Origin of the sequence: Micromonospora sp. ALFpr18c (genome assembly GCF_008868155.1) — a bacterium.
Classification (GTDB): Bacteria; Actinomycetota; Actinomycetes; order Mycobacteriales; family Micromonosporaceae; genus Micromonospora.
In genome coordinates, this window is record NZ_WBKR01000003.1 from 1 (window position 1) to 22,378 (window position 22,378).

At 71.9% G+C, this 22,378-nt stretch carries 24 protein-coding genes; 6 read left to right on the forward strand and 18 right to left on the reverse strand.

What is annotated here, in order from left to right; genetic code table 11:
- Positions 1 to 590 precede the first annotated feature (590 nt).
- On the reverse strand, positions 591 to 1,883 hold the full coding sequence (gene tyrS / locus F8271_RS01245) for a tyrosine--tRNA ligase (RefSeq protein WP_151487809.1): 1,293 nt from the start codon (positions 1,881 to 1,883) through the stop codon (positions 591 to 593).
- A gap of 106 nt (positions 1,884 to 1,989) precedes the next feature.
- Between tyrS and F8271_RS01250 the strand changes: the two genes are divergently transcribed.
- Positions 1,990 to 2,373 (forward strand): PaaI family thioesterase, encoded by a 384-nt coding sequence (locus tag F8271_RS01250; protein WP_192580100.1) that lies wholly within the window; start codon positions 1,990 to 1,992, stop codon positions 2,371 to 2,373.
- A gap of 18 nt (positions 2,374 to 2,391) precedes the next feature.
- Here the strand turns inward: F8271_RS01250 and F8271_RS01255 are convergent, their stop codons facing one another.
- From F8271_RS01255 to F8271_RS01265, 3 genes are all read right to left on the reverse strand, one after another.
- Complete coding sequence (locus tag F8271_RS01255; protein WP_151487735.1) at positions 2,392 to 3,717, reverse strand: hemolysin family protein; 1,326 nt, start codon at positions 3,715 to 3,717, stop codon at positions 2,392 to 2,394.
- A 127-nt stretch (positions 3,718 to 3,844) separates the two neighbouring features.
- On the reverse strand, positions 3,845 to 4,486 hold the full coding sequence (locus tag F8271_RS01260) for a YgjV family protein (RefSeq protein ID WP_151487736.1): 642 nt from the start codon (positions 4,484 to 4,486) through the stop codon (positions 3,845 to 3,847).
- A 9-nt stretch (positions 4,487 to 4,495) separates the two neighbouring features.
- Complete coding sequence (locus tag F8271_RS01265) at positions 4,496 to 4,996, reverse strand: GNAT family N-acetyltransferase (RefSeq protein ID WP_151487737.1); 501 nt, start codon at positions 4,994 to 4,996, stop codon at positions 4,496 to 4,498.
- A gap of 193 nt (positions 4,997 to 5,189) precedes the next feature.
- Here F8271_RS01265 and F8271_RS01270 point away from each other — a divergent pair, with 193 nt between their 5' ends.
- Positions 5,190 to 6,068: a universal stress protein gene (locus F8271_RS01270; RefSeq protein ID WP_192580095.1), complete on the forward strand. Its 879-nt coding sequence runs from the start codon at positions 5,190 to 5,192 to the stop codon at positions 6,066 to 6,068.
- On the opposite strand, the gene F8271_RS01275 is transcribed toward F8271_RS01270, so the two are convergent.
- The 5 genes from F8271_RS01275 to F8271_RS01295 form a co-directional block, all read right to left on the reverse strand.
- Positions 6,061 to 6,696 (reverse strand): FMN reductase, encoded by a 636-nt coding sequence (locus F8271_RS01275; RefSeq protein WP_151487739.1) that lies wholly within the window; start codon positions 6,694 to 6,696, stop codon positions 6,061 to 6,063. The two genes, F8271_RS01270 and F8271_RS01275, sit on opposite strands and share 8 nt — an antisense overlap.
- Entirely contained in the window at positions 6,693 to 7,835 is a 1,143-nt protein-coding gene (locus F8271_RS01280; RefSeq protein ID WP_151487740.1) for an LLM class flavin-dependent oxidoreductase, read from the reverse strand. The genes F8271_RS01275 and F8271_RS01280 overlap by 4 nt, the downstream gene beginning before the upstream one ends.
- A gap of 161 nt (positions 7,836 to 7,996) precedes the next feature.
- Entirely contained in the window at positions 7,997 to 8,272 is a 276-nt protein-coding gene (locus tag F8271_RS01285; RefSeq protein WP_151487741.1) for a MoaD/ThiS family protein, read from the reverse strand.
- A 1-nt stretch (position 8,273) separates the two neighbouring features.
- Positions 8,274 to 9,359, reverse strand: coding sequence for an exo-alpha-sialidase (locus F8271_RS01290; protein ID WP_151487742.1), 1,086 nt, complete (start codon positions 9,357 to 9,359; stop codon positions 8,274 to 8,276).
- A gap of 88 nt (positions 9,360 to 9,447) precedes the next feature.
- Positions 9,448 to 10,089 carry a DNA-3-methyladenine glycosylase gene (locus F8271_RS01295; RefSeq protein WP_151487743.1) on the reverse strand — a complete coding sequence of 214 codons (642 nt, stop codon included), beginning with the start codon at positions 10,087 to 10,089 and terminating at the stop codon, positions 9,448 to 9,450.
- Positions 10,090 to 10,264: 175 nt separating this feature from the next.
- Here F8271_RS01295 and F8271_RS01300 point away from each other — a divergent pair, with 175 nt between their 5' ends.
- From F8271_RS01300 to F8271_RS01310, 3 genes are all read left to right on the forward strand, one after another.
- Positions 10,265 to 10,720, forward strand: coding sequence for a hypothetical protein (locus F8271_RS01300; RefSeq protein WP_151487744.1), 456 nt, complete (start codon positions 10,265 to 10,267; stop codon positions 10,718 to 10,720).
- A gap of 86 nt (positions 10,721 to 10,806) precedes the next feature.
- Entirely contained in the window at positions 10,807 to 11,232 is a 426-nt protein-coding gene (locus tag F8271_RS01305) for a DNA-binding protein (RefSeq protein ID WP_151487745.1), read from the forward strand.
- A gap of 232 nt (positions 11,233 to 11,464) precedes the next feature.
- Complete coding sequence (locus tag F8271_RS01310) at positions 11,465 to 11,818, forward strand: MmcQ/YjbR family DNA-binding protein (protein ID WP_151487746.1); 354 nt, start codon at positions 11,465 to 11,467, stop codon at positions 11,816 to 11,818.
- Positions 11,819 to 11,861: 43 nt separating this feature from the next.
- Here the strand turns inward: F8271_RS01310 and argH are convergent, their stop codons facing one another.
- From argH to F8271_RS01355, 9 genes are all read right to left on the reverse strand, one after another.
- Positions 11,862 to 13,325, reverse strand: coding sequence for an argininosuccinate lyase (gene argH, locus F8271_RS01315; protein ID WP_151487747.1), 1,464 nt, complete (start codon positions 13,323 to 13,325; stop codon positions 11,862 to 11,864).
- 76 nt (positions 13,326 to 13,401) lie between these two features.
- On the reverse strand, positions 13,402 to 14,613 hold the full coding sequence (locus tag F8271_RS01320) for an argininosuccinate synthase (RefSeq protein ID WP_151487748.1): 1,212 nt from the start codon (positions 14,611 to 14,613) through the stop codon (positions 13,402 to 13,404).
- On the reverse strand, positions 14,610 to 15,125 hold the full coding sequence (locus tag F8271_RS01325; protein WP_151487749.1) for an arginine repressor: 516 nt from the start codon (positions 15,123 to 15,125) through the stop codon (positions 14,610 to 14,612). Before F8271_RS01325 ends, F8271_RS01320 begins: the two co-directional genes overlap by 4 nt.
- Complete coding sequence (argF, locus tag F8271_RS01330; RefSeq protein WP_151487750.1) at positions 15,122 to 16,057, reverse strand: ornithine carbamoyltransferase; 936 nt, start codon at positions 16,055 to 16,057, stop codon at positions 15,122 to 15,124. Before argF ends, F8271_RS01325 begins: the two co-directional genes overlap by 4 nt.
- Positions 16,054 to 17,379 carry an acetylornithine transaminase gene (locus F8271_RS01335; protein ID WP_225854091.1) on the reverse strand — a complete coding sequence of 442 codons (1,326 nt, stop codon included), beginning with the start codon at positions 17,377 to 17,379 and terminating at the stop codon, positions 16,054 to 16,056. Before F8271_RS01335 ends, argF begins: the two co-directional genes overlap by 4 nt.
- Entirely contained in the window at positions 17,376 to 18,263 is an 888-nt protein-coding gene (argB, locus tag F8271_RS01340; RefSeq protein ID WP_151487751.1) for an acetylglutamate kinase, read from the reverse strand. Before argB ends, F8271_RS01335 begins: the two co-directional genes overlap by 4 nt.
- On the reverse strand, positions 18,260 to 19,432 hold the full coding sequence (gene argJ / locus F8271_RS01345) for a bifunctional glutamate N-acetyltransferase/amino-acid acetyltransferase ArgJ (RefSeq protein ID WP_151487752.1): 1,173 nt from the start codon (positions 19,430 to 19,432) through the stop codon (positions 18,260 to 18,262). Before argJ ends, argB begins: the two co-directional genes overlap by 4 nt.
- Positions 19,429 to 20,430: an N-acetyl-gamma-glutamyl-phosphate reductase gene (argC, locus tag F8271_RS01350; RefSeq protein WP_151487753.1), complete on the reverse strand. Its 1,002-nt coding sequence runs from the start codon at positions 20,428 to 20,430 to the stop codon at positions 19,429 to 19,431. Before argC ends, argJ begins: the two co-directional genes overlap by 4 nt.
- A 124-nt stretch (positions 20,431 to 20,554) precedes the next feature.
- A complete protein-coding gene (locus F8271_RS01355) occupies positions 20,555 to 20,836 on the reverse strand; it encodes a hypothetical protein (RefSeq protein ID WP_151487811.1) in 282 nt (93 codons plus the stop codon).
- Between the two features lie 338 nt (positions 20,837 to 21,174).
- Between F8271_RS01355 and F8271_RS01360 the strand changes: the two genes are divergently transcribed.
- A complete protein-coding gene (locus tag F8271_RS01360) occupies positions 21,175 to 22,371 on the forward strand; it encodes a helix-turn-helix transcriptional regulator (RefSeq protein WP_225854092.1) in 1,197 nt (398 codons plus the stop codon).
- Positions 22,372 to 22,378: the final 7 nt, after the last annotated feature.

Consider the following 22,378-nt stretch of genomic DNA (forward strand, 5'->3'; position numbering starts at 1 on the left):
ACCAGCCAAACCGAAGCCTGACCAGTCCGGGGTATAAATCATAATTGGCACTGGCTTTACAAGCACCCTGTTGAGTTCTCAAAGAACAACCACACACCGATCAGAAGCCCCACATTCCGTGGAACCCCGTTTCGGGGCTTTTCCGCTCTGCGTCCCGGCACTTTCCAGCGCCAGGCACTTTTACTACGTTACCCGCTCGTTTCCGCCGTGTCAAACCGGTGTTTCGCGGTTCGTCGTGCTTCATCCGGTAATGCGGGCGCCATGTCTCGACCGGCTCACGCCGCTCTCGTCACGGATTTGGCAGGCCGGCCGCCGCGGTTTCCCGCGAGCTCGCCCGGTGCCCTGCCGACTGCCAACCATACCCGGTCGGTTTCGCCGCACCAAATCCGCCTCGCGGTGTTTCTGGTGGCACCTCCCGGTCCGGGATCCGGTGGGCAAGCCGCCCGACCCCGAGGCCTTCGCCGCGCTCCGGCCGCTTTCGGCTTTCGCCTGTTTCGTCCGTTCCGCGCTGGCAGAGAGAAAGTTACGCGTCCGGCGGAGTGATCGTCAAATCCGCCGGACGCGTCCCCCGTCACATTGTCGACGGTTCGCTATTCACCCAGCTCAACGCCCGCAAACGAGCGCTTGCCCCGGCGCAGCACCAGGTATCGCCCGTGCAGCAGATCGGCCGGGGACACCGTCGCGTCGACCTCGGTCACCCGGTCGTTGTTGACGTACGCGCCGCCTTCGGCGATCACCCGACGCGCCTCCTTGAGGCCGCTCGCGAGCCCGGAGTCCCGCAGGAGCCCGGCCACGTCGGGCAGCTCGCCGGTGAGGCGGACCAGGCCCGCCTCGGTCAGGGCGGCGCGCAGCGTCTCCGGGGCCAGCTCGTCGAGCGAACCCCGGCCGAACAACGCCTGGCTGGCGGCGACCGCCTGCCGGGCCTCCTCGGGGCCGTGCACCAACGTGGTGAGCTCCTCGGCGAGCGCCCGCTGGGCCAGCCGGGCGGCCGGCCGCTCGGCGGTGGCCTTCGCCAGCTCCTCCAGCTCGTCGCGGCTACGGAAGCTGAAGTACCGCAGGTAGCGGTCGACCTCCCGGTCGTCCACGTTGAGCCAGAACTGGTAGAACGCGTACGGGCTGGTCATCGTGGGGTCGAGCCAGACGGCGCCGCCCTCGCTCTTGCCGAACTTCGTACCGTCGGCCTTGGTGACCAGAGGCGTGGTGAACGCCTGCACCGGCCCCGCGCCTCGCCGGCGGACGTAGTCGACGCCGGCGGTGATGTTGCCCCACTGGTCGGAGCCACCGAACTGGAGCTGACAGCCGTGCCGACGGTGCAGCTCGAAGAAGTCGTTGGCCTGCAACAGCTGGTAGCTGAACTCGGTGTAGCTGATGCCCGTCTCCAGCCGGGCCCGCACCACCTCCCGGGCCAGCATCTTGTTGACCGGGAAGTGCTTGCCCACGTCGCGGAGGAACTCGATGATCGACATCTCGCCGGTCCACTCGAGGTTGTTGACCAGCTGGGCCGCGTTCTCACCGGTGTACGACACGAAGGGCGCGAGCTGATCACGGATGCGGCTGACCCAGCCGGCGATCACGTCGGGCGGGTTGAGCGTCCGTTCGGCGCTCTCCTTCGGGTCACCGATCTGCCCGGTCGCCCCGCCGACCAGCAGCAACGGGCGGTGGCCGGCGAGTTGCAGCCGGCGGGCCATGAGGACCTGCATGAGGTTGCCGACGTGCAGGCTCGGCGCGGTCGGGTCGAAACCCACGTAATAGGTGGCGGCGCTCCCACCGTCGAGCAGCTCGCGCAGCTCGTCGAGGCCGGTCGAGTCCTGGATCAGGCCACGCCAGAGCAGGTCGTCGGTCAGGGAGTCCCGCCCGGGCGGCGGGGGGCTGCTGTCGGTCACGGTCACCGATTCTCCCCCATCGCCGGTGCCGACCCGTACCGGGTTTGGCGCAACCCGCCCCGGTTAGGCTTGCGCCCCGTTGATCGAGGAGGGTTTCGCCGTGGAGATGCCGGATCTGACGGGTGGGTTCGTCGCCCTGCTCGGCCTGACGTTCGAGGAGGCGACCGCCGACCGGGTGGTCATCACGTGGCGGGTCCGCCCGGAGCTGCACCAGCCGTTCGGCATCCAGCACGGCGGGGTGTACTGCTCGGTGGTGGAGACCGCGGCCAGCGTGGGTGGTTCGCTCTGGCTGGCCGACCGGGGAACGGTCGTCGGGGTGTCGAACCAGACCGACTTCCTGCGGGCCGTCCGCGACGGCGAGCTGAGCGCGGTTGGCACTCCGGTGCACCGGGGGCGCAGCCAGCAGCTCTGGCAGGTGGAGATCACCGACGCCGACGAGCGGCTGGTCGCCCGCGGACAGGTGCGTCTGCAGAACCTCTCCCGCGACTGAGCGGGCGACACCCGAGGGTCAGCTGCGGGCGTCGTCCAGCACCGGCTCGACGTCGGGCTCGGCCTCCGCCTCGTCGGGCACCCGGCTCAGCCGTACCTCCGTGATGGCCCGGTGGTCGATGCCGGTGACCATCAGCTCCCAGCCGTCCAGGGTCACGTCCTCCCCGGCGACGGTGGGGATGTGCCCGAGGCGGGCCAGCACCAGCCCGGCGACGGTGGTGTAGTCGCCGGCCGGGCGCGAGGGCAGCTCGACGCCGATGTCCGGCAGGTCGTGCACCGGGAAGGTGCCGGGCAGCACCATCGCGCCGTCCGGCTCGCGACGCACCGAGCTCACGTCCCGGTCGGTCTCGTCGTAGATCTCCCCGACGATCTCCTCCAGGATGTCCTCCAGCGTCACGATGCCGTCGACGGCGCCGCGTTCGTCCACGACCAGCGCGATGTGCTGGCGCTCGGCCTTGAACTGGCGCAGCGCGTCCACCACCGGCAGGGAGTCAGGCAGCAGCATCGGCGGGCGGGCGATCTCGTCGACCGGCCGGTCGTCGGGCACGCCCACCAGGTCACGCAGGTGGATCACACCGGCGGTGTCGTCCAGGCCGCCGTGGCGCACCACCGGCGCCCGGGAGTGCCCGGTGGCGGCCAGCACGAGCCGCGCGGCCTCCGCGGTGGTCCCGCTGTCGAGCGTGAAGACCTGCAACCGGGGTACGAGCACAGCCCGCAACCGCCGGTCGGCGATCTCCACGGCGCCGGCGATGATGGTGCGCTGCTCCTTGGTGAAGCCGTGGTTGCCGGCGACGATGTCGCGCAGCTCGTCCGGGCCGATCTCCTCCGGCTGGTGCTTGGGGTTCAGCCCGACCAGGCGGACGACCAGGTCACTGGTGGCGCCGAGCGCCCAGACGGCCGGGCGGGTGAGGCTGGCGAGCAGGTCGAGCGGGCGGGCCACCAGCAGCGCCCACCGCTCGGCGGACTGCATGGCGATCCGCTTCGGGGCCAGTTCGCCGAAGACCAGGGTGACGAAGGTCAACGCGAGGGTGACCACCACGATGGCCACCGTCTCGGCGGCGTTCCCGAACACCCCGAGCAGCGGCACGAGAGGTTTGGCCAGGGAGACCGCCGCCGCGGCGGAGGCCAGGAAGCCGGCCAGGGTGATGCCGATCTGGATGGTGGCGAGGAAGCGGTTCGGGTCCTTGGCGAGCCGGGCCAGCACCCGTCCGGCCCGGCTGGTGCGTTCCAACCGTTGGATCTGGCTGTCCCGCAGCGACACCAACGCCATCTCACTGCCTGCGAAGAGCGCGTTGATGACGACCAGGATTCCGACCAGGGCCAGTTGGCTCCCGTAGCTCTGCACGCCCGGTTCGCTCCCTCTGCGGTGGTGGCGCCGGCCGGTACGCGCGGCGCCCGCCGGTCGGCTGGCCCGCCCGGCGTACGCGCTTCTGTGCCCCGTACGGCGTCGACCGAATCCTGCCGGGGTGACGCTACGCCGGATCGGTGGTCGCCGGCGCGGGCAGGTCGAGGACGTACGAGCCGCCCTCGGGGCGGAACCCGAGCCGGTGGTAGTAGGGGGCGACCATGCCGGGTGGGCTGACGACCCGGTGGAAGCCGCGTTCGGTGAAGAGGCGGCTGCGCCGGTAGACGAACTCGCCGGGGGTGAAGTCGCGGAACTTCGGGGTGACGTAGTCCAGGTCGATCTGGGCGACCCCGCGCGGCTCGGCGTGCGAGAGCACCACCCCGACGACCTCGTCGGCCGTGACCACCAGGAAGGCGGATCGGTCGGCGGTGTCCGACGCCCATCGGAAGTCGGGGTTGAAGCGGCTGATGTCCGGAGCGTGCACCCGCAGGGTGTGCGCCAGGAACTGGTCATCGACGCCGACCTCGACCACCTGGTAGGTCTTCTCGTCGTGCCGGGTGGCGAGCATGCCGCGCAGATACCAGATGTTGATCACCGCGAGCACGATGTTGAGCCCGACCATGGGCCAGACCGCGAGCGCGGCGTTGTAGCCGATCAGGACGACGCAGCCGACGAGGTTGATCGCGCGCAGCCGCAGGACGCGCGACTGCAGCAGCGACCAGACCAGCACCGCGGAGCCGGCCCAGCCGACGAGATCCAACCAGTTCACCCCGCGAGACTAGTGCCCGCCCAGGTCAGGGGCGTCGGCGGGCAGCTCCAGCAGCCACTCCTCCACGTCGGCGCCGCGGCCGTTGGCGTACCCCGAATCCTCGCCGACCACGACGAACCCGCACTTGCGCAGCACCGCGAGGGAGGCGGCGTTGTCCTTGGCGGCGCGGGCGTGCACGGGCCGGGGCAGCTCGCGCAGCAGGGCGGTCAGGGCCGCGGTGGCGTGACCGCGGCCCCAGCGGGCCGGGTCGATCCAGTAGCTGACCTCGGTCTGCTCGTCGACCGGGAAGGAGCTGACGTAGCCGACCACCTCGCCGTCGACCTCGATGGTGCGGACCAGGTTCGCCGGGTTGGTGAGCACCCGCGCCCAGTGCCGGGCGAACTCGCGGTGGTCGGACGGGTCCTTGGCGACGAAGGCGGCCATCCGGTTGGCCTCCGGGTCCTGCTGATGCAGGAAGAACTCCACGAGGTCGTCCTCGCGCACCGGGCGGAGCAGCACGTCGGAAGTCATCGCGTGAGGGTACGTCCCGGCTGTGACAACGCGGGACCTCCGGCCCGCCGACCGTGGCGTCCGGCCCTGCCGACAGCACCCGACACATCGGTACGAACAGATGGAGAGGTCCGTGCGGCGCACCGCGGCGCGTACCGGCAAATGCCGGCCTTGTACGGCGGCTGCGCCGACAATGACCTGACCGACCCAGGGAGTGCCGATGAACCGACCTGTCGTGGTGGGTGTCGACGGATCGCCGTCCAGCCTCGTCGCCGCCGAACACGCGGCCCACGCCGCCCTGCTCCGGTCGCGCCCGTTGCTGCTGGTGCACGGCTACCTGCACCCGCTCGGCTACGGCGTGCCGCTCAACCCGTACGACCTCGGGGTGCCGGCGCCCTCCGAGGAGGCGCAGAAGATGTTGGAACGCGCCGCGGCCGACCTCAGCGACCGCTGGCCCGGCCTCACCGTCGAGGTACGCCAGGTCGCCGGCGGCCCCGGCGCCACCTTGGTCGAAGAGTCCCGCCGGGCCGACCTCGTCGTCGTGGGCAGCCGTGGGCTGGGCGGGTTCGCCGGGTTGCTGCTCGGCTCGGTGGGCGCGCAGGTCGCCGCGCACGCGCACTGCCCCGTGCTGGTGGTCCGCCCGGACGAGCAGCCCATCGGCGTGGACGCACCCGTGCTGGTCGGTGTGGACGGGTCCGAGTCGTCCCGGCTCGCCGCGGAGCAGGGCGCGCACGAGGCCGCGCTACGCGCCGTGCCGCTGGTGCTGGTGCACGTCGGCCCACCGGACACCGACCGGCCGGTGCCGGAGGAGATCGAGGAGTCGCAGGCCGCGTACCAGGCCGAGGCGGTGCGGTTGCTCGCCGACGCGTCCGCCGCCGTCCGGGCCGAGCATGCCGGCCTGGTGGTACGGGAACATCCGGTTCGTGCGGTCGGCCCGGCCCAGGCGCTCATCGAGGCCAGCGGTACGGCGTCGCTGCTGGTCGTCGGCACCCGGGGCCGGGCCGGATTCGCCGGGCTGCTGCTCGGCTCGGTCAGTCAGGCCGTCATCCACCACGCACACTGCCCGGTGCTGGTCGCCCACCCGGTCAGCTGACCGGGGTGTCGCCGCCGCGGCCGAGCATCTGCAGGAAGTCGGTGGTGAGGGCGAACGGGTCGGCGGGACCGCTGGCCGGCGGTCGACGCTCGACCTGGTCGGCCAGCTCCCCGGCGGCGCGCCGGATCCGACCCCGCAACGCGCCGTCGGCGGTGCCGTCCGACCAGTCCTCGGGTGCGGCGAAGACCGCGGTGGGGACCACCACCGCCCGCAGGTAGCTGAACATCGGGCGGGCGGCGTGCTCCAGGGCCAGGGAGTGCCGGGCGGTGCCGCCGGTGGCCCCGATCAGCACCGGCCGGTCGACCAGCGACCCCGAGTCCAGCACGTCGAAGAAGGACTTGAACAGCCCGTTGTACGACGCGCTGAAGATCGGCGTGACGGCGATGATGCCGTCCGCCCCGGTCACCGCGTCGATGGCCTCCTTCAGCGCGGTCGGCGGGAACCCGGTGAGCATGTTGTTCACCACGTCGTGGGCGTACTCCCGCAGGTCGACGACGTGCAGCTCCACCTCGTGGCCCCGCCGGGCCAGCTCGTCGCGGGTCGCCCCGGCGAGCTGGTCGGCGAGCAGCCGGGTCGACGAGGGCTGACTCAGCCCCGCCGAGACCACGGCCAGGGTGCGGCGGGTCATCGGGTCGCCCCCTCCGGTGCCCTGCCCGTCACGTCGTCCACGGCGTGCACGGTGCTGTCCTTGGCACCGCCGGCGGCGGCGACCAGCGAGGCGTGGGTGGGCGCCTGCGGCACGTGCGCGGGGCGCAGCGACTCGAACTCCTTGCGCAGCACCGGCACGACCTCCTCGCCGAGCAGGTCGAGCTGCTCCAGCACGGTCTTCAGGGGCAGCCCCGCGTGGTCGATCAGGAACAGCTGGCGCTGGTAGTCACCGACGTACTCGCGGAAGCCGAGCGTGCGGTCGATGACCTGCTGCGGGCTGCCCACGGTCAGCGGCGTCTCCCGGGTGAACTCCTCCATCGACGGCCCGTGGCCGTAGACCGGGGCGTTGTCGAAGTACGGCCGGAACTCCCGGATCGCGTCCTGCGAGTTGCGCCGCATGAACACCTGCCCACCGAGGCCGACGATGGCCTGGTCGGCGGTGCCGTGGCCGTAGTGCGCGTACCGCTCGCGGTAGAGGCCGACCATCCGCTGGGTGTGCTCCTTGGGCCAGAAGATGTGGTTGGCGAAGAAGCCGTCACCGTAGTAGGCGGCCTGCTCGGCGATCTCCGGGCTGCGGATGGAGCCGTGCCAGACGAACGGGGGCACCCCGTCGAGCGGGCGCGGCGTCGAGGTGAACGACTGCAGCGGGGTGCGGTACTTGCCCTTCCAGTCGACCACGTCCTCGCGCCACAGCCGGTGCAGCAGGTCGTAGTTCTCGATCGCGAGGGGGATGCCGGCGCGGATGTCCTTGCCGAACCACGGGTACACCGGGCCGGTGTTGCCGCGGCCCATCATGAGGTCCACCCGGCCGTCGGACAGGTGCTGGAGCATCGCGTAGTCCTCGGCGATCTTCACCGGGTCGTTGGTGGTGATCAGCGTGGTCGAGGTGGACAGCAGCAGCCGCTCGGTGCGTGCCGCGATGTGGCCGAGCATGGTGGTCGGCGACGACGGCACGAACGGTGGGTTGTGGTGCTCGCCCGCGGCGAAGACGTCCAGGCCGACCTCCTCGGCCTTCAACGCGATGGTGACCATCGCCTTGATCCGCTCATGCTCGGTCGGCTCCCGACCGGTGGTCGGGTCGACCGTGACGTCGCCGACGGTGAAGACTCCGAACTGCATGACCAGCTCCTCGCGTGTCAACCGGGTGCCGCCCTGGTACCCGGACGCAGCTCACAACTTATTTGACGACGCAACTATTCCGTGGGCGGCGTATCTCGGAGTGGCACCGGTCACGCCCGATAACCGGACGTCCGGCGGGTTATCGGGCCTCCGCGGTCGGCTCAGCCGCCCGCCACCGACGGCAGGACCTGCACCTCGGCGCCCACACCGACCGGCGTCGCCAGCCCGCCCGAGTGCCGGCAGTCCTCACCGTCGACGTAGACGTTGACGTAGCGACGAAGCTCGCCGCGCTCGTCGCGGAGCCGCCGGGCCAGCCGCGGATGCGCGACGGCCAGCTCGTCGAGGACCGCCCGCAGCGTGCCGACGGCGGAGACGCTCAGCCGGCTGGCACCACCGGCGTCGCCCCGCAGCGGGCCGGGCAGCAGCACGGTGACCACGTCAGACCGCCGCGGCGCGGACGCAGAGCACGTCGGGCAGGTGCGCGGCCACCAGCGACCAGGAGTCGCCCTCGTCGCGGCTCGCGTAGACCTCGCCGGAGCGGGTGCCGAAGTAGACCCCGCCCGGGGTGGAGTCGTCGGCGCACATCGCGTCGCGCAGCACCGCCGGGTAGAACGGACCCTCGGGCAGCCCCACCGACAGCGACTCCCACTTGCCGCCGGCGTCGGCGGAGCGGAACACCCGGCAGCGGTGGTCGGCGGGGAACCTCTCGCCGTCGGCCACCAGCGGAAACGCCCACACCATGCCGGCCCGCGAGGGGTGGGCGACCATCGGGAACCCGAAGTCGCTGGGCAGTCCGTCGGCGATCGAGGACCAGGTGCGGCCGTCGTCGTCGGAGCGGTAGACGCCGTGGTGGTTCTGCGCGTACAGCCGGTCCGGGTTGCCGGAGTCGCGGGCGACCTTGTGCACGCACTGGCCGAACTCCGGCCACTCGTCGGGCAGGAAGTAGGCGCGGATGCCGGTGTTGCCCGGTGCCCAACTCGCCCCCGCGTCCTCCGAGCGGTAGACGCCACCGGTGGACATCGCGACCAGCACGCGTGCCGGGTCGTGCGGGTGGGGCAGCACGGTGTGCACGGCCTGGCCGCCGAACCCGGCCTCCCACCGCGGGCGGTGCGGGTGGTCCCAGAGCGAGCGGACCAGTTCGAAGCTCCGGCCACCGTCGGTGGAACGGAACAGCGCCGAGGGCTCGGTGCCGGCCCAGACGACGTCCGGCTCGTCCGGGCCGGCCGGCGTCAACTGCCAGACCCGCCCGAGGCTCGCCCCGGTGTCGGCCGGAAACGCGACCGGCGCCTGGTCGGGCTCGTCCCACGAGGCGCCGAGGTCGTCACTGGTGGCGACGCTGGGCCCGAAGTGGGAACTGGTCATCCCCACGAGCAGTCGCGGCGTGGCACGCCGGGTGTCGACCGCGACCGCGTAGACACCGGTCATCGGGAAGTGCGGGCCGGTGATCTCCCAGCTGCGCCGGTCGTCGGCGGTGGTGGCGAGAAACAACCCCTTGGCCGTACCGATCGCGAGCAGCGTCGCCATGACGTCCTCCGAACCGTCGGTGAGCAGGTGCGGTGATTATGGCCACTCCCCCCGACAGACGTCGCCGCGCACACGCCGGGCGCCGCGATCAGCGCCGGACGCGGGGGACGTGCCGGCGGTACGCGCTGACCGTCGGATCGCCGTCGAGCCAGAACCGCCAGGGCAGGTCGTGCGCGCCGGTCACGCCGACCCGAGGACCCGCCACCACCGCCTCCGGCGGCACCGGCCGGGCCGGCGGGCGCAACCGGACCGGGCCGTCGCCGAGCAGGTACCCGCCGTACGCCGCGCGGTCGATGCCGAGCGTGGCGCAAAGCCGGGCCGGCCCCCGGGCCAGATCCACGTCCCGCCGGATGGCCGGTCGGCGCTCCCGTGCGGTGGCCAGCCCGTCGACGACCTCACCGGCGCGCAGCAACACGGCGGCGGCCTCTCCCTCGGCCCCGGTGACCACGTTCATGCACCAGTGCATGCCGTAGGTGAAGTAGACGTAGGCGTGCCCGGCGGGGCCGAACATCACGGCGTTGCGCGGGGTGCGGCCCCGGTGGGCGTGCGAGGCCGGATCGCCAGCCGTGCCCGCGTACGCCTCGACCTCGGTGATCCGGACAGTGACCCCGCCGGCGTGCAGCCGGCAGCCCAGCAGGCCCCGCGCGGCCGGCAGCAGTGGGCCGGCGAGCAGGTCAGCCAACGCCGCCAGGCCGGCGTCGGCGCCGCGGTCGTTCGGCGCGAGCTCCATGTCCGAACGGTACCCAGCCCTGCACCCGGCCATTCCGCTGACGGATCGCACCGGCCACCCGTGGTGCCTCCAGCGTTCACCAGTTGGACATCCACGCGGCGAAACGCGTCCGGTGGTCCAGGGGTGTATCCGGTGTCGTCGCACGGCGCGGCGGCACATTCGAAGAGGAGCCATCATGACCGTACGAAGCATCCGTCGGCCCCTGGTCACCATCGGCCTGATCGCTGCCGGTGCCACGCTCGCCTTCGCCCCGTCCGCGAGCGCCAACGCCCCGCTGCGGGCGGCTGCCCTGACCGACGGCGCCCCGCTGACCGCTGTCGCACTCGGGGGCACTGGCAAGATCGACGCCAACGGTGCGGCGGTCTTCGTTCCGGTCAGCCTGACCTGTTCGCAGCCGACGCAGGTCGACCTGACGGTGAAGGTCGCCCAGGCGATCGGGGAGTCGGTGCGGACCGGCACGACCACCCGGAAGGTGCCCTGCGACGCGACCACCCAGAAGGTGCGGATCGCGGTGACCGCGACCGAGCTCCCGTTCGCTCCCGGCGTGGCGTTCGGCGTCGTGACCGGCAACTCCTGCGACGCGCTGTGCAACTCCCTCACCGACGAGCACAGCTTCCAGCTGGCGCTCTGAATCGTGGCGTGGCGGCACGGCACGCCCGTGCCGCCACGCTTCAACGAAGTGTTGACAAGTATCCGTTGATGCGCTTTGCTCGGACCATGACGACGGAGGACCTGTTCAACCCGCCGGACCCGGCCCGGGCCCGCGCGCACCGCACCCACGAGGCGCTGCAACGGATCAGCGAGCGGCACGCCGGCTCCGACGCGCGGCGCGGGCGCTGGGCCCACCCGTACGTGCTGGACCCGTGGGAGGCGGTGGCCCTGGTCACCGCCCTGGCTGCCGGCGGAGCCGAGCGGGAGACCGGGGAGGAGCCGGTCGACGGCGCCGACCTCACCGCCGCGCTGACCCTGCTGCCGCACGTGCGCTCCGAGCTGGACGCGCTGGAGGCGGGCCTGTTGACGCTGGCTCGGGACCGGGGGCTGACCTGGCAGTCCATCGCGTACGGGCTGGGGCTGGGCAGCGCCCAGGCAGCCCGACAGCGCTACGAACGGGTCGCCGCCCGCTCCGCCGAGCAGGCTGACTGACGACCGCGCTCGCCGGTGCAAGATCGTGCTCAAACAGGGAAGTAGTGGCCTCACCCTCGGCGGACGCCACTGGATCCTGGATCGAGCACGATCTTGCCCGGCGGGCCGGCGGGCGGGACGAGGCGGGGCGAGGCGAGGCGGGCTGAGAGTGCGAGCCGGCACCCGGATCGGCACGCCGCGCCTGCGACGGCGCTCGGGCGGGCAGACTGTGCGCACGACGAGGAGGCGACGCATGGAACGCGCGGAGATGCTGGCGTACTGCCTGGCCAAGCCGGGAGCGTGGCTGGACCGGCCATGGGAGGGCGACGAGGTGGTGAAGGTGGGCAGCCGGATCTTCGCGTTCCTCGGCAACGGCGACGGCAGACCCACCGTCGGCATCAAGTGCGGCCCGACCCGCGAGATCGCCGACGAGTGGCTGCACCGCCACCCCGACGACGCCCGGGTGATGGCCTACATCGGCCGGTCCGGGTGGAACACGCTGCGCCTGGACGGTGGGATCGACGCCGACGAGCTGACCGAGGCGGTCGACGGGTCGTACGACATGGTGGTGGCGAAGCTACCCAGGCGGGAGCGTCCGGCGGCCTGAACCGGCCGTGGCGCCGGCGGTCCGCGCCGGCGCCACGGTGAGATCAGCGGGGTACGACCCGCTCGGTTGCCCACTCCCGCCAGCCGGCCAGCCGGTCCGCGGCGGCGGCGAGCTGGTCGGCGACCGGGCCGGGGCCGGTCGAGCCGGGGGTGGTCCGGGCCGCGAGAGCCGAGCGGACCGAGAGCACGTCGCGCACCGACGGGTCGAGGTGCTCGCTGACCGCGGCCAGGTCGGCGTCGGAGACGTCCTCCAGCTCGCATTCCCGAGCCGCGCACAGCGCCACCAGCCGACCGGTGATCTCGTGCGCGTCGCGGAACGGCACGTTGCGCCGGACCAGCCAGTCGGCGACCTCGGTGGCGAGGGAGAAACCGACCGGCGCGGCGGCGACGAGCCGGTCCACCCGGACCGTCATCGTGGAGATCATCCCCGCCAGGGCCGGCAGCAGCAGCTCCAGGGTGTCGACCGCGTCGAACGCGGGCTCCTTGTCCTCCTGCATGTCCCGGTCGTAGGTCATCGGCAGGCCCTTGAGCATGGTCAGCACGGTCATCAGGCCGCCGACGAGCCGGCCGGACTTGCCCCGGGCCAGCTCGGCGATGTCCGCGTTCTTCTTCTGCGGCATGATCGACGACCCGGTGGCGAACGCGTCGTCCAGCTCCACCCAGCCGAACTCGTGCGACGTCCAAAGCACCACCTCCTCGCCGAGACGGGACAGGTGCACCCCGATCAGGGCGGTGGTGAAGAGGAACTCCGCCACGAAGTCCCGGTCGGCGACTGCGTCCATCGAGTTGGCGAACGACGTCCGGAAACCCAGCTCCTTGGCGACGGCCACCGGGTCCAGTGGAAGCCCGGAACCGGCGAGAGCACCCGCGCCGAGTGGGCTGACCGCGGCCCGGTGGTCCCAGTCGCGCAGCCGTTCCAGGTCACGCAGCAGTGGCTGCACGTGGGCGAGCAGCCAGTGCCCGAAAGTGACCGGCTGGGCGTGCTGCAGGTGCGTCATGCCGGGCGCGGCGGTGTCGATGTGCCGCTCGGCCTGCTCGACCAGCGCCTCGGCCAGTTCCACGAGCCGGCTGGCCACACCCCGCGCGTGGTCGCGCAGGTAGAGCCGCAGGTCGGTGGCGACCTGGTCGTTGCGGGACCGGCCGGCGCGCAGCTTGCCGCCGAGGCTGCCGAGCCGCTCCAGCAGCCCTCGCTCCAACGCGGTGTGCACGTCCTCGTCGTCGATGGTCGGGCGGAACGCCCCGGAGGCGCAGGCCGCCTCCAGGTCGTCGAGCGCGGCCAGGATCCGGCCCAGCTCTTCGGGGTCGAGCAGGCCGGCGCCGGCGAGGACCCGGGCGTGCGCCCGGGAACCGGCGATGTCGTACGGGGCCAGGCGCCAGTCGAACTGGACGCTCACCGACAGTCGGGCGAGCGCCTCGGCGGGGCCGCCGGCGAACCGGCCACCCCACAGGCTCGTCCGGTTGGTGCCGGCGCTGTTCTCGGTGAGGCTCTTGTCGTCCACGCCGCCCATCATTGCTCTGCTCGCCTTTCGCTCGCGACTGCGGGGCTCACTCGCTGCGCTCGCTCACTCCTCGCGCTCGCGCGTGTCACTGTCCGCCACCGCCCAGCCGGGCGTCCCGCGCGGCGGCCATCCGACTCGGCAGGCCCCACAGTTGCACGAAGCCCTTGGCCAGGGACTGGTCGAACGTATCGCCGGTGTCGTAGGTGGCCAGCCCGAAGTCGTACAGGCTCGCCTCGGAGCGCCGACCGGTGACGGTGACGCGGCCGCCGTGCAGGGTCAGCCGCACCTCACCGCTCACGTACCGCTGCGCGTCGTCGATGAACGCGTCCAGCGAGTCCTTCAACGGGGAGAACCACAGGCCGTCGTACACCAGCTCACCCCAGCGCTGGTCCACGCCCCTCTTGAACCGGGCCAGGTCCCGTTCCACGGTCACCGCCTCCAGCTCCTGGTGGGCGGTGATCAGCGCGATCGCACCGGGCGCCTCGTACACCTCGCGGCTCTTGATTCCGACGAGGCGGTCCTCGACCATGTCGAGCCGGCCGACGCCCTGCGCGCCCGCGCGCCGGTTCAGCTCCAGGATCGCCTGGTACGGGGTGACCGTCTCACCGTCGATCGCCACCGGCACGCCGGCGTCGAAGGTGATCACGACCTCGTCGGCGTCGCGGTCCTGCGCCGGGTCGACGGTGTACGAGTAGAGGTCCTCGATCGGGGCGTTCCAGATGTCCTCCAGGAAGCCCGTCTCCACGGCACGACCCCACAGGTTCTGGTCGATGGAGTACGGCGACTTCGCCGACACGTCGATCGGCAGCCCCTTCTCCTCGGCGAAGGCGATCGCCTTGTCCCGCGTCCACGCGAAGTCCCGGGCCGGCGCGATGATCTTCAGGTCGGGGGCGAGCGCGTTCAGGCCCACCTCGAAGCGGACCTGGTCGTTGCCCTTGCCGGTGCAGCCGTGCGAGACGATCGTGCCGCCGTGCTGACGCGCCGCCGCCACCAGGTGCTTGACGATCAGCGGCCGGGACAGCGCCGACACCAGCGGGTAGCGGTCCATGTAGAGGGCGTTGGCCCGGACCGCCGGCAGGCAGTAGTCGGCGGCGAACTCGTCGCGGGCGTCGACCACCTCGGACTCGGCGGCGCCGCAGTCCAGGGCGCGCTGTCGGATGGCGTCGAGGTCCTCGCCGCCCTGCCCGACGTCGACGGCCACCGCGATCACCTCGGCGCCGGTCTGCTCGGCCAGGTAGGGGATGGCGACGGAGGTGTCCAACCCTCCGGAGTACGCCAGAACGACCCGCTCGGTCATGGTGTGGTGTTCCCTTCAACGGTGTCTTCCCGGCGGGCCCAGCCGGCGAGCTTGTCTCCGAGTGCGGCGCCGCCGACGGACTCGCGGGCCACCACCAGGATGGTGTCGTCGCCGGCGATGGTGCCGACGATCTCGGGCAGGCCCGCCCGGTCCAACGCGCTGGCCAGGTACTGGGCTGCGCCCGGCGGGGTACGCAGCACGGCGATGTTGCCGCTGGAGTCGACCCCGTTGAGCAGTTCACGCAGCAGCCGTACCAGCCGGGCCGGTGCGGCCTCGGCGTCGCGCAGCGGCCGGTGGCCGTCCTCGGGGATCAGGTAGACGGCTGGGCCGTCGCCGCCGCGCACCTTGACCGCGCCCAGCTCCTCCAGATCCCGGGAGAGGGTGGCCTGGGTGACGCCGACGCCGTCGGCGGCGAGCAGGTCGGCCAGTTCGGTCTGCGACCGCACGGCCCGGTCCCGGATCAGCTCCACGATCCGGGCGTGCCGGGCGGCGCGGGTCAGCGGGGCGGTCATCGTGGCGTCCCGGTGGCGGCCAGCAGGAACGTCAGCAACGCCTTCTGGGCGTGCAGCCGGTTCTCCGCCTGGTCGAAGACCGCGCTCTGCGGGCCGTCGAGCACCTCGTCGGTGATCTCCTCGCCGCGGTGCGCGGGCAGGCAGTGCAGCACGATCGCGTCCGGTGCGGCCTGACCGAGCAGTTCCTTGTTCACCTGGTACGGCAGGAACGGCGTGACCCGGTCCAGACCGTCGGCCTCCTGGCCCATCGACGTCCACGTGTCGGTGGCCAGCACGTCGGCGTCGCGGACCGCCTGCGCCGGGTCGGTGAGCACCCGTACCGACCCGCCGGTGTCGGCGGCGATCCGGGCCGCCCGGTCCACCACGGCCGCGTCCGGTGCGAAACCGGCCGGCCCGGCGATCCGCACGTGCATCCCGGCCGTCGCGCCGGCCAGTAGGTACGACTGCGCCATGTTGTTCGCGCCGTCGCCCACGTAGGTGAGGGTGCGCCCGGCCGTACCGCCGAACCGCTCCCGGATGGTGAGCAGGTCGGCCAGCAGTTGGCAGGGGTGGAAACCGTCGGTGAGCGCGTTGATCACCGGCACGCTGGCGCCGCCCGCCACCTCGGCGATCCGGTCGTCGCCGTGGGTCCGCAACACGATGGCCGCGACGTAGCGGGACAGCACCCGCCCGGCGTCCGCGAGCGTCTCACCGCGGCCGAAGTGGGTGACCTGGGTGTCCACGACCAGCGGGTGCCCGCCCAGCTCGGCGATCCCGGCGTCGAAGGAGATCCGGGTCCGCAGGCTCTGCTTGTCGAAGAGCACCGCGACCGAGCGGGGGCCCGCGAGGGGCTGGTGACCGAACCGGTCGGCCTTCATCCGCTCCGCCAGGTCGAGCACCGTGGACTGTTCGGCGGGCGAGAGGTCGTCGTCGCGCAGGAAGTGCCGGATCATGCGGTCGTCCCCGTCGTGGTCGTGGTCGTGGTGGTCGGCGTCGGCGTCGGCGTCGGCGTCGGCGTCGGCGTCGGCGTCGGCGTCGAGATCGTGGAAGGGTCCGGCCCTCGAAGGGGCGCTTTCCCGCCACGATCCGCGTCGGTTCCGGCGGCGGCCGGGGCTGCCGCGGCCAGGGCGGCGGGGAGAGCGGCGAGGAAGGCGTCCGCCTGGTCCACGCTGAGGATCAGCGGCGGGGCGAGCCGCAGCACACCCGGCTGCACCGGGTTGACCAGGAAGCCGGCCTCCCGCAGTGCCTCGGCGAGGACCGTCGCCACCGGCGCGGTGAGCGTCACGCCGAGCAGCAGCCCGGCACCGCGTACGCCACCGATCAGCGGATGGCGGAGCGCCTCGATCCCGCGACGCAGCCGCTCGCCGACCCGCTTGACGTGATCCAGCAGCCCCTCGTTGGCGATGGTCGCCACCACGGCGAGCGCCGCCGCGCAGCTCACCGGGTTACCGCCGAAGGTGGTGCCGTGCGAGCCGGGAGTGAGCAGGTCGGCGGCCCGGCCGAAGGCCAGCGTGGCACCGATGGGCAGCCCGCCGCCGAGCCCCTTGGCCAGCGTGACCACGTCCGGCTCCACACCCTCGGCCTGGTGCGCGAACCAGTGCCCGGTACGGCCGATGCCGGTCTGCACCTCGTCGAGCACCAGCAGCGCGCCGTGCCGGGCGGTGATCCGCCGTGCCGCGGCCAGATAGCCCGCCGGTGGGACCACCACACCGTTCTCACCCTGGATCGGCTCCAGGATCACCATGGCGGTCGCGTCGGTCACCGCCGCCTCCAGCGCGGCGACGTCACCGTACGCGACGTGGGTCACCTCACCCGGCAGCGGCCGGAACGGGTCGGCCTTGGCCGGCTGGCCGGTCAGCGCGAGAGCGCCCATGGTGCGGCCGTGGAAGCCGCCCACGGTGGCGACCACGTGGCTGCGCCCGGTGCGCCGGGACAGCTTGAACGCCGCCTCGTTCGCCTCCGCGCCGGAATTGGCGAAGAAGACCCGGCCGGGCCGGCCGGCGAGGGCCAGCAGCAGCTCGGCCAGGGCGACCGGCGGTTCGGCCACGTAGAGGTTGGAGACGTGCCCGAGGGTGGCGACCTGCTTCGACACGGCGGCCACCACAGCCGGGTGGGCGTGCCCGAGGGCGTTCACCGCGATGCCGCCCACCAGGTCCAGGTACTCCCGGCCGGCGTCGTCGACCACGACGGCACCGGAGCCGGACACCAGGGCCAGCGGCGGCGTGCCGTAGTTGTCCATCATGGTCTGACCCCAGCGCTGCACGAGGGCGCTCATGACCCGATCACCATCGTTCCGAACCCTTCCGAGGTGAACACCTCGAGCAACGTGGAGTGCGCCACCCGACCGTCGACGACATGTGCGGCGGGCACTCCCCCACGCACCGCCCGCAGGCAGGCCTCCATCTTGGGCACCATCCCCGACTCGAGGCTGGGCAACAGCTTGGCCAGGTCGTCCGCGGTGATCTCGGAGACCAGGCTGGTCGTGTCCGGCCAGTCGGCGTACAGGCCGGCCACGTCGGTGAGCACGACGAGCTTGCGCGCCTCCAACGCGATGGCCAGCGCCGCCGCGGCGGTGTCCGCGTTGAGGTTGTGCAGGACACCGTCGGCGTCCGGCGCGACCGTGGAGATCACCGGAATCCGGCCGGCGTCGATCAGGTCGGTCACCGCCGACACGTCGACCGACTCGACGTCGCCGACCTGGCCGACGTCCACGGGTTGCCCGTCCACGTACGCCGGGCGGCGCACCGCGGTGAACAGCCGGGCGTCCTCGCCGGAGAGACCGACGGCGAACGGGCCGTGCGAGTTGATCAACCCGACCAGTTCCCGGCCCACCTGCCCGACCAGCACCATCCGGACCACGTCCATCGCCTCGGCGGTGGTCACCCGCAGACCGCCCCGGAACTCGCTGGCAATGCCGAGCCGGCCCAGCATGGCCGAGATCTGCGGGCCACCGCCGTGCACCACCACGGGCTTGAGACCGGCGTAGCGCAGAAAGACCATGTCGGCGGCGAACGCCCGCTGCAACTCCGGGTCGGTCATGGCGTTGCCGCCGTACTTGACCACCACGGTGGAGCCGGAGAAACGCGCCAGCCACGGCAACGCCTCGATCAGTGTCTCGGCCTTGACCTGGGCACGGCTGAGATCGGTGCTGAGGCTCATGTCGAATACGCCGAGTTCTCGTGCACGTACGCGTGAGACAGGTCGTTGGTCCAGATCGTCGCGGCCGAGCCGCCGGCGTGCAGATCGATCCGGATGGTCACGTCCCGCCCGGCGAGGTCGACCTTCGACCGGTCCTCGGCGGCGGCGCCGCCCCGGCACACCCACACCCCGTTGACCGCCACGTCCACCCCGTCCGGCTCGAACACGGCGGCCGTAGTGCCGACCGCCGCGAGGATCCGACCCCAGTTCGGGTCGTTGCCGAACAGCGCGGTCTTGACCAGGTTGTTGCGGGCGACCGCCCGGCCCACCTCGACCGCGTCGTCCTCGTCGGCGGCGCCGACCACGTCGATGGCGATCTGCTTCGTGGCGCCCTCGGCGTCGGCGACCAACTGCTGGGCCAGATCGTGGCAGGCCATGGTGACCGCGGCGGCCAGCTCGGCCGGGGTCGGCTCGATGCCGCTCGCGCCGCTGGACAGCAGCAGCACCGTGTCATTGGTCGACATGCAGCCGTCGGAGTCGACCCGGTCGAAACTCACCCGGGTCGCCGCGCGCAGCGCCTCGTCCAACGCCGCCGGCCCGGCCACCGCGTCGGTGGTGAGCACGCAGAGCATGGTGGCCATCCCCGGGGCGAGCATCCCGGCGCCCTTGGCCATCCCGCCGACCGTCCAGCCGCTGCCCCGGGCCACCGTGGTCTTCGGCCGGGTGTCGGTGGTCATGATGGCCTCGGCGGCCGCCTGACCGCCGTCCCGGGAGAGCCCCCGGATCGCCGACCGGACGCCGGGCAGCAGCTTCGGCATCGGCAGCCGCTCACCGATCAGGCCGGTGGAGCAGACCGCCACCTCACCGGCGCCGAGGATCAGCCGCGGGCTGCCCGAGGTCAACGCGGCGGCCGTGTGCTCGGCGGTGGCGTGCGTGTCCTGGAATCCGGCCGGGCCGGTGCACGCGTTGGCGCCACCGGAGTTGAGCACCACCGCCCGGACCACACCGCCCTGCACGACCTGCTGCGTCCAGAGCACCGGCGCGGCCTTGACCCGGTTGGTGGTGAAGACACCGGCGACACCGGCGTCCGGGCCGTCGTTGACCACCAGCGCGACGTCCGCGCCACCGCTGGCCTTCAACCCGGCGGCCACCCCGGCCGCCCGGAACCCCCGAGGGGTGGTGACACTCATGGGGTAACCCCCCAGATCGACAGGCCCGTCGTCTCCGGCAGGCCGAACATGAGATTGGCGTTCTGGACGGCCTGACCGGCCGCGCCCTTGCCCAGGTTGTCCAACGCGCTGAGCACGATCAGCCGACCCGAGTCGACGTCGACAGTCGCCCGCAGGTGGCACGAGTTGGAACCCAGCGTGGCGGCCGTGTGCGGCCAGCGGCTCTCTGGCAGCACGTGCACGAACGACTCGTCGGCGTACGCCTGCGCCAGCACCTCCTGCGGGTCGACGCCGCGCGCCGGCCGCGCGGTGACCGTGGCCAGGATGCCGCGCGGCATCGGCGCGAGGACCGGGGTGAACGACAGGCCGGTCGCCCCGGACGCCTGCTTGATCTCCGGCACGTGCTGGTGGGTGCCGACCCGGTACGGCGACAGGTCGCCCATCACCTCGCTGGCCAGCAGGTGCGCCTTGGCCGATCGGCCGGCGCCGGAGGTGCCGGAGGCGGCGACCACCACCACGTCGGCGGGGTCGGCCGCGCCGTCCGCGATCAGCGGCGCGAGCGCCAGAGTGATCGCCGCGGCGTAGCAGCCGGTGTTCGCCACCCGGGTCGAGCTGGCGATCAACTCCCGCTGGCCGGGCAGCTCGGGCAGGCCGTAGGTCCACTGCCCGGCGTGGGTGCCGCCGTAGTACTGCGCCCAGGCGTACGGGTCGGCGAGCCGGTGGTCGGCGCCCAGGTCGACGATGCGCACCTCGGGCGCCAGGTGGGCGGCGAGGGCCGCCGACTCGCCGTGCGGCAGCGCCAGGAAGACCAGGTCGGCGTCGGCGAGGGTGGACGGGTCGGTCGCACCGAGCACCAGGTCGAGCCCGGTGAGCTGCGGATGGACCACGTCGACGCGGTGCCCGGCCTGGCTGTGGGCGGTGGCGGCCACCAGCTCGAACTCCGGGTGCCCGGCGACCAGGCGCAGCAGCTCGCCCCCGGCGTAGCCGCTCGCACCGGCAACCGCGACTCGGATCCCCATACTCACCTCCGCATGACTATGCAGAGGAGATTAACAAGGACGACTCACTAGTGCAAGTTCATGCAGCATCGTGCATGGTAATGAACAGATCGACCGCATCGCGATGCGTCCCCAAACCCGGCGATCACGCTTCCGGCTCCTCGGGACGGGAAGAGCCGATCTCAGTCATCCGGTAGGAGCGGGTGTGTCGGGCGGGCCAGCCAAGGAACCGATCGAACATGTCACTGGCGCAACCGGTGGTGGTGGGGTTGAGCTTATGCAGGTCATCGATGGCGTCATGGAGCAGACTGGCCAGACAGAGAAACAGGCTGACCGGGTTGCCGTCGTACTCGGTGACGAGGGCGAGCTTCGCCCGGCCGCAGGGCCAGGGTTGGCCACAGGCACGGCAGAGCCAGATCGGGCGCAGCGGCGTGTGCTCTCTGGGCCCGGAGTCGAGGCGTTGGGCTTGGGTAAGGCGCGTCGGCTCTTCCTGGGTCCGAGCGGCAGAAGACGCTCCGGTGGAGTCAAGCCGGTCTCGCTCCTGGGCACTCACTTCTTCCCCCCGCTCAATAGGTCGTGCTTGGAGTGGCAGCGGAACGGGCGGGAGCTCACGTAGTAGCCACGCCTTGCACAGCGGCTTCTGCTCTCACCCGTTCCGGCCATGCGTCTACACAAGCCCCGGCGATCGCTGGTGCCCAGCGCGGCAACGGCGCAGAACTGACGCATCCCCATTGCGTCACACGGTGTGAGCTGGATGAATGGACCGTGACGGATGGCGGCGAAGGGAGGCGTTACGTGGCGGATAGGCGTCGGCACCGGCTCGCCCAGCGCCGCAAGACGATCGGTCTGAGCCAGGAACGCCTCGCCGAAGCCCTCGGCGTGGACCGCTCCACCATCGTGCGGTGGGAACGGGCCGAGACTGACCCCCAGCCCTGGCACCGGCCGCGTCTCGCCGCGGCCCTCAAGCTGTCGATCGAGGCACTGGCCGACCTCCTGGCCGATGTCGGCCAGGCACCGTCACCGCCCGACGAGCGTCTCGGCTACGTTCTGCGCAACCCCGGCCGCGTCGACCTGCTAGCTGTGGCGTACCTGCGGGAGCGCGTGCAGCGCCTCGACGAGCGCTACGACCAGACGCCCTCGACGCTCCTGCTCGCCGAGGCCGGGCAACTACACGGTCAGGCAGTCTTCCTTCGCCATCACGCCAGCAACGGGCCGGTTCAGCGCGAACTGGCGGCAGCAGTCGCCGAGTCCTCGACGTTGATGGGTCAACTCGTCTGGGACGCCTCGCAGCGGCGCGACCATGTCGCCAGCGCTGACTACTTCGACCAAGCGATCAGCGCATCCCAGGAAACGCGAGATCCCGTCACCGAGGCCAACGCGTTGCTCCGCAAGAGCTACCTCGCCCTCTACGGCACGAAGCAGCCCAAGGCCGGCGTTGTCCTGACCACCCGCGCCGCCGCCGTCAGCCACACCGACAGTCACGTCATCGCCGGCCTCGCCGAACTGCATCGGGCTGAGGCACACGCAATGCTCGGCCAGGCCCTGGACTGCTCCGACGCTCTCGGTACCGCTGAAGCTCACTTCGCCGCCATCGACGCCCGAGACCCAGCCATGGACATCTTCTGCCCCAGCCACTACACGAGGCTCGCGGGCTCCTGCTGGCTCTCCCTCAACAAGCCAGACCAAGCAGTGCCAGCGCTCGAGAACGCCCGACAACTGATCGCCGCACGCCGCAAGTCCACGGCCGTCATCCTCGGCAATCTCGCCCTCGCCAGCATCCTCCAACGCGACGCCGACGCCGCAACGTCCTACCTGCATCAGGCCATCGACGTCATCGAGCGGACCCGTGCCGGAGGCGGACTCAACCTCGCCTTCGCCGCCGCCCGACAGCTACGCCCCTGGCGTAACGAGCCCTCGGTTCAGGACGTGAACGACCGACTCCTCGCACTCATGAGTCCATAGGAGCATC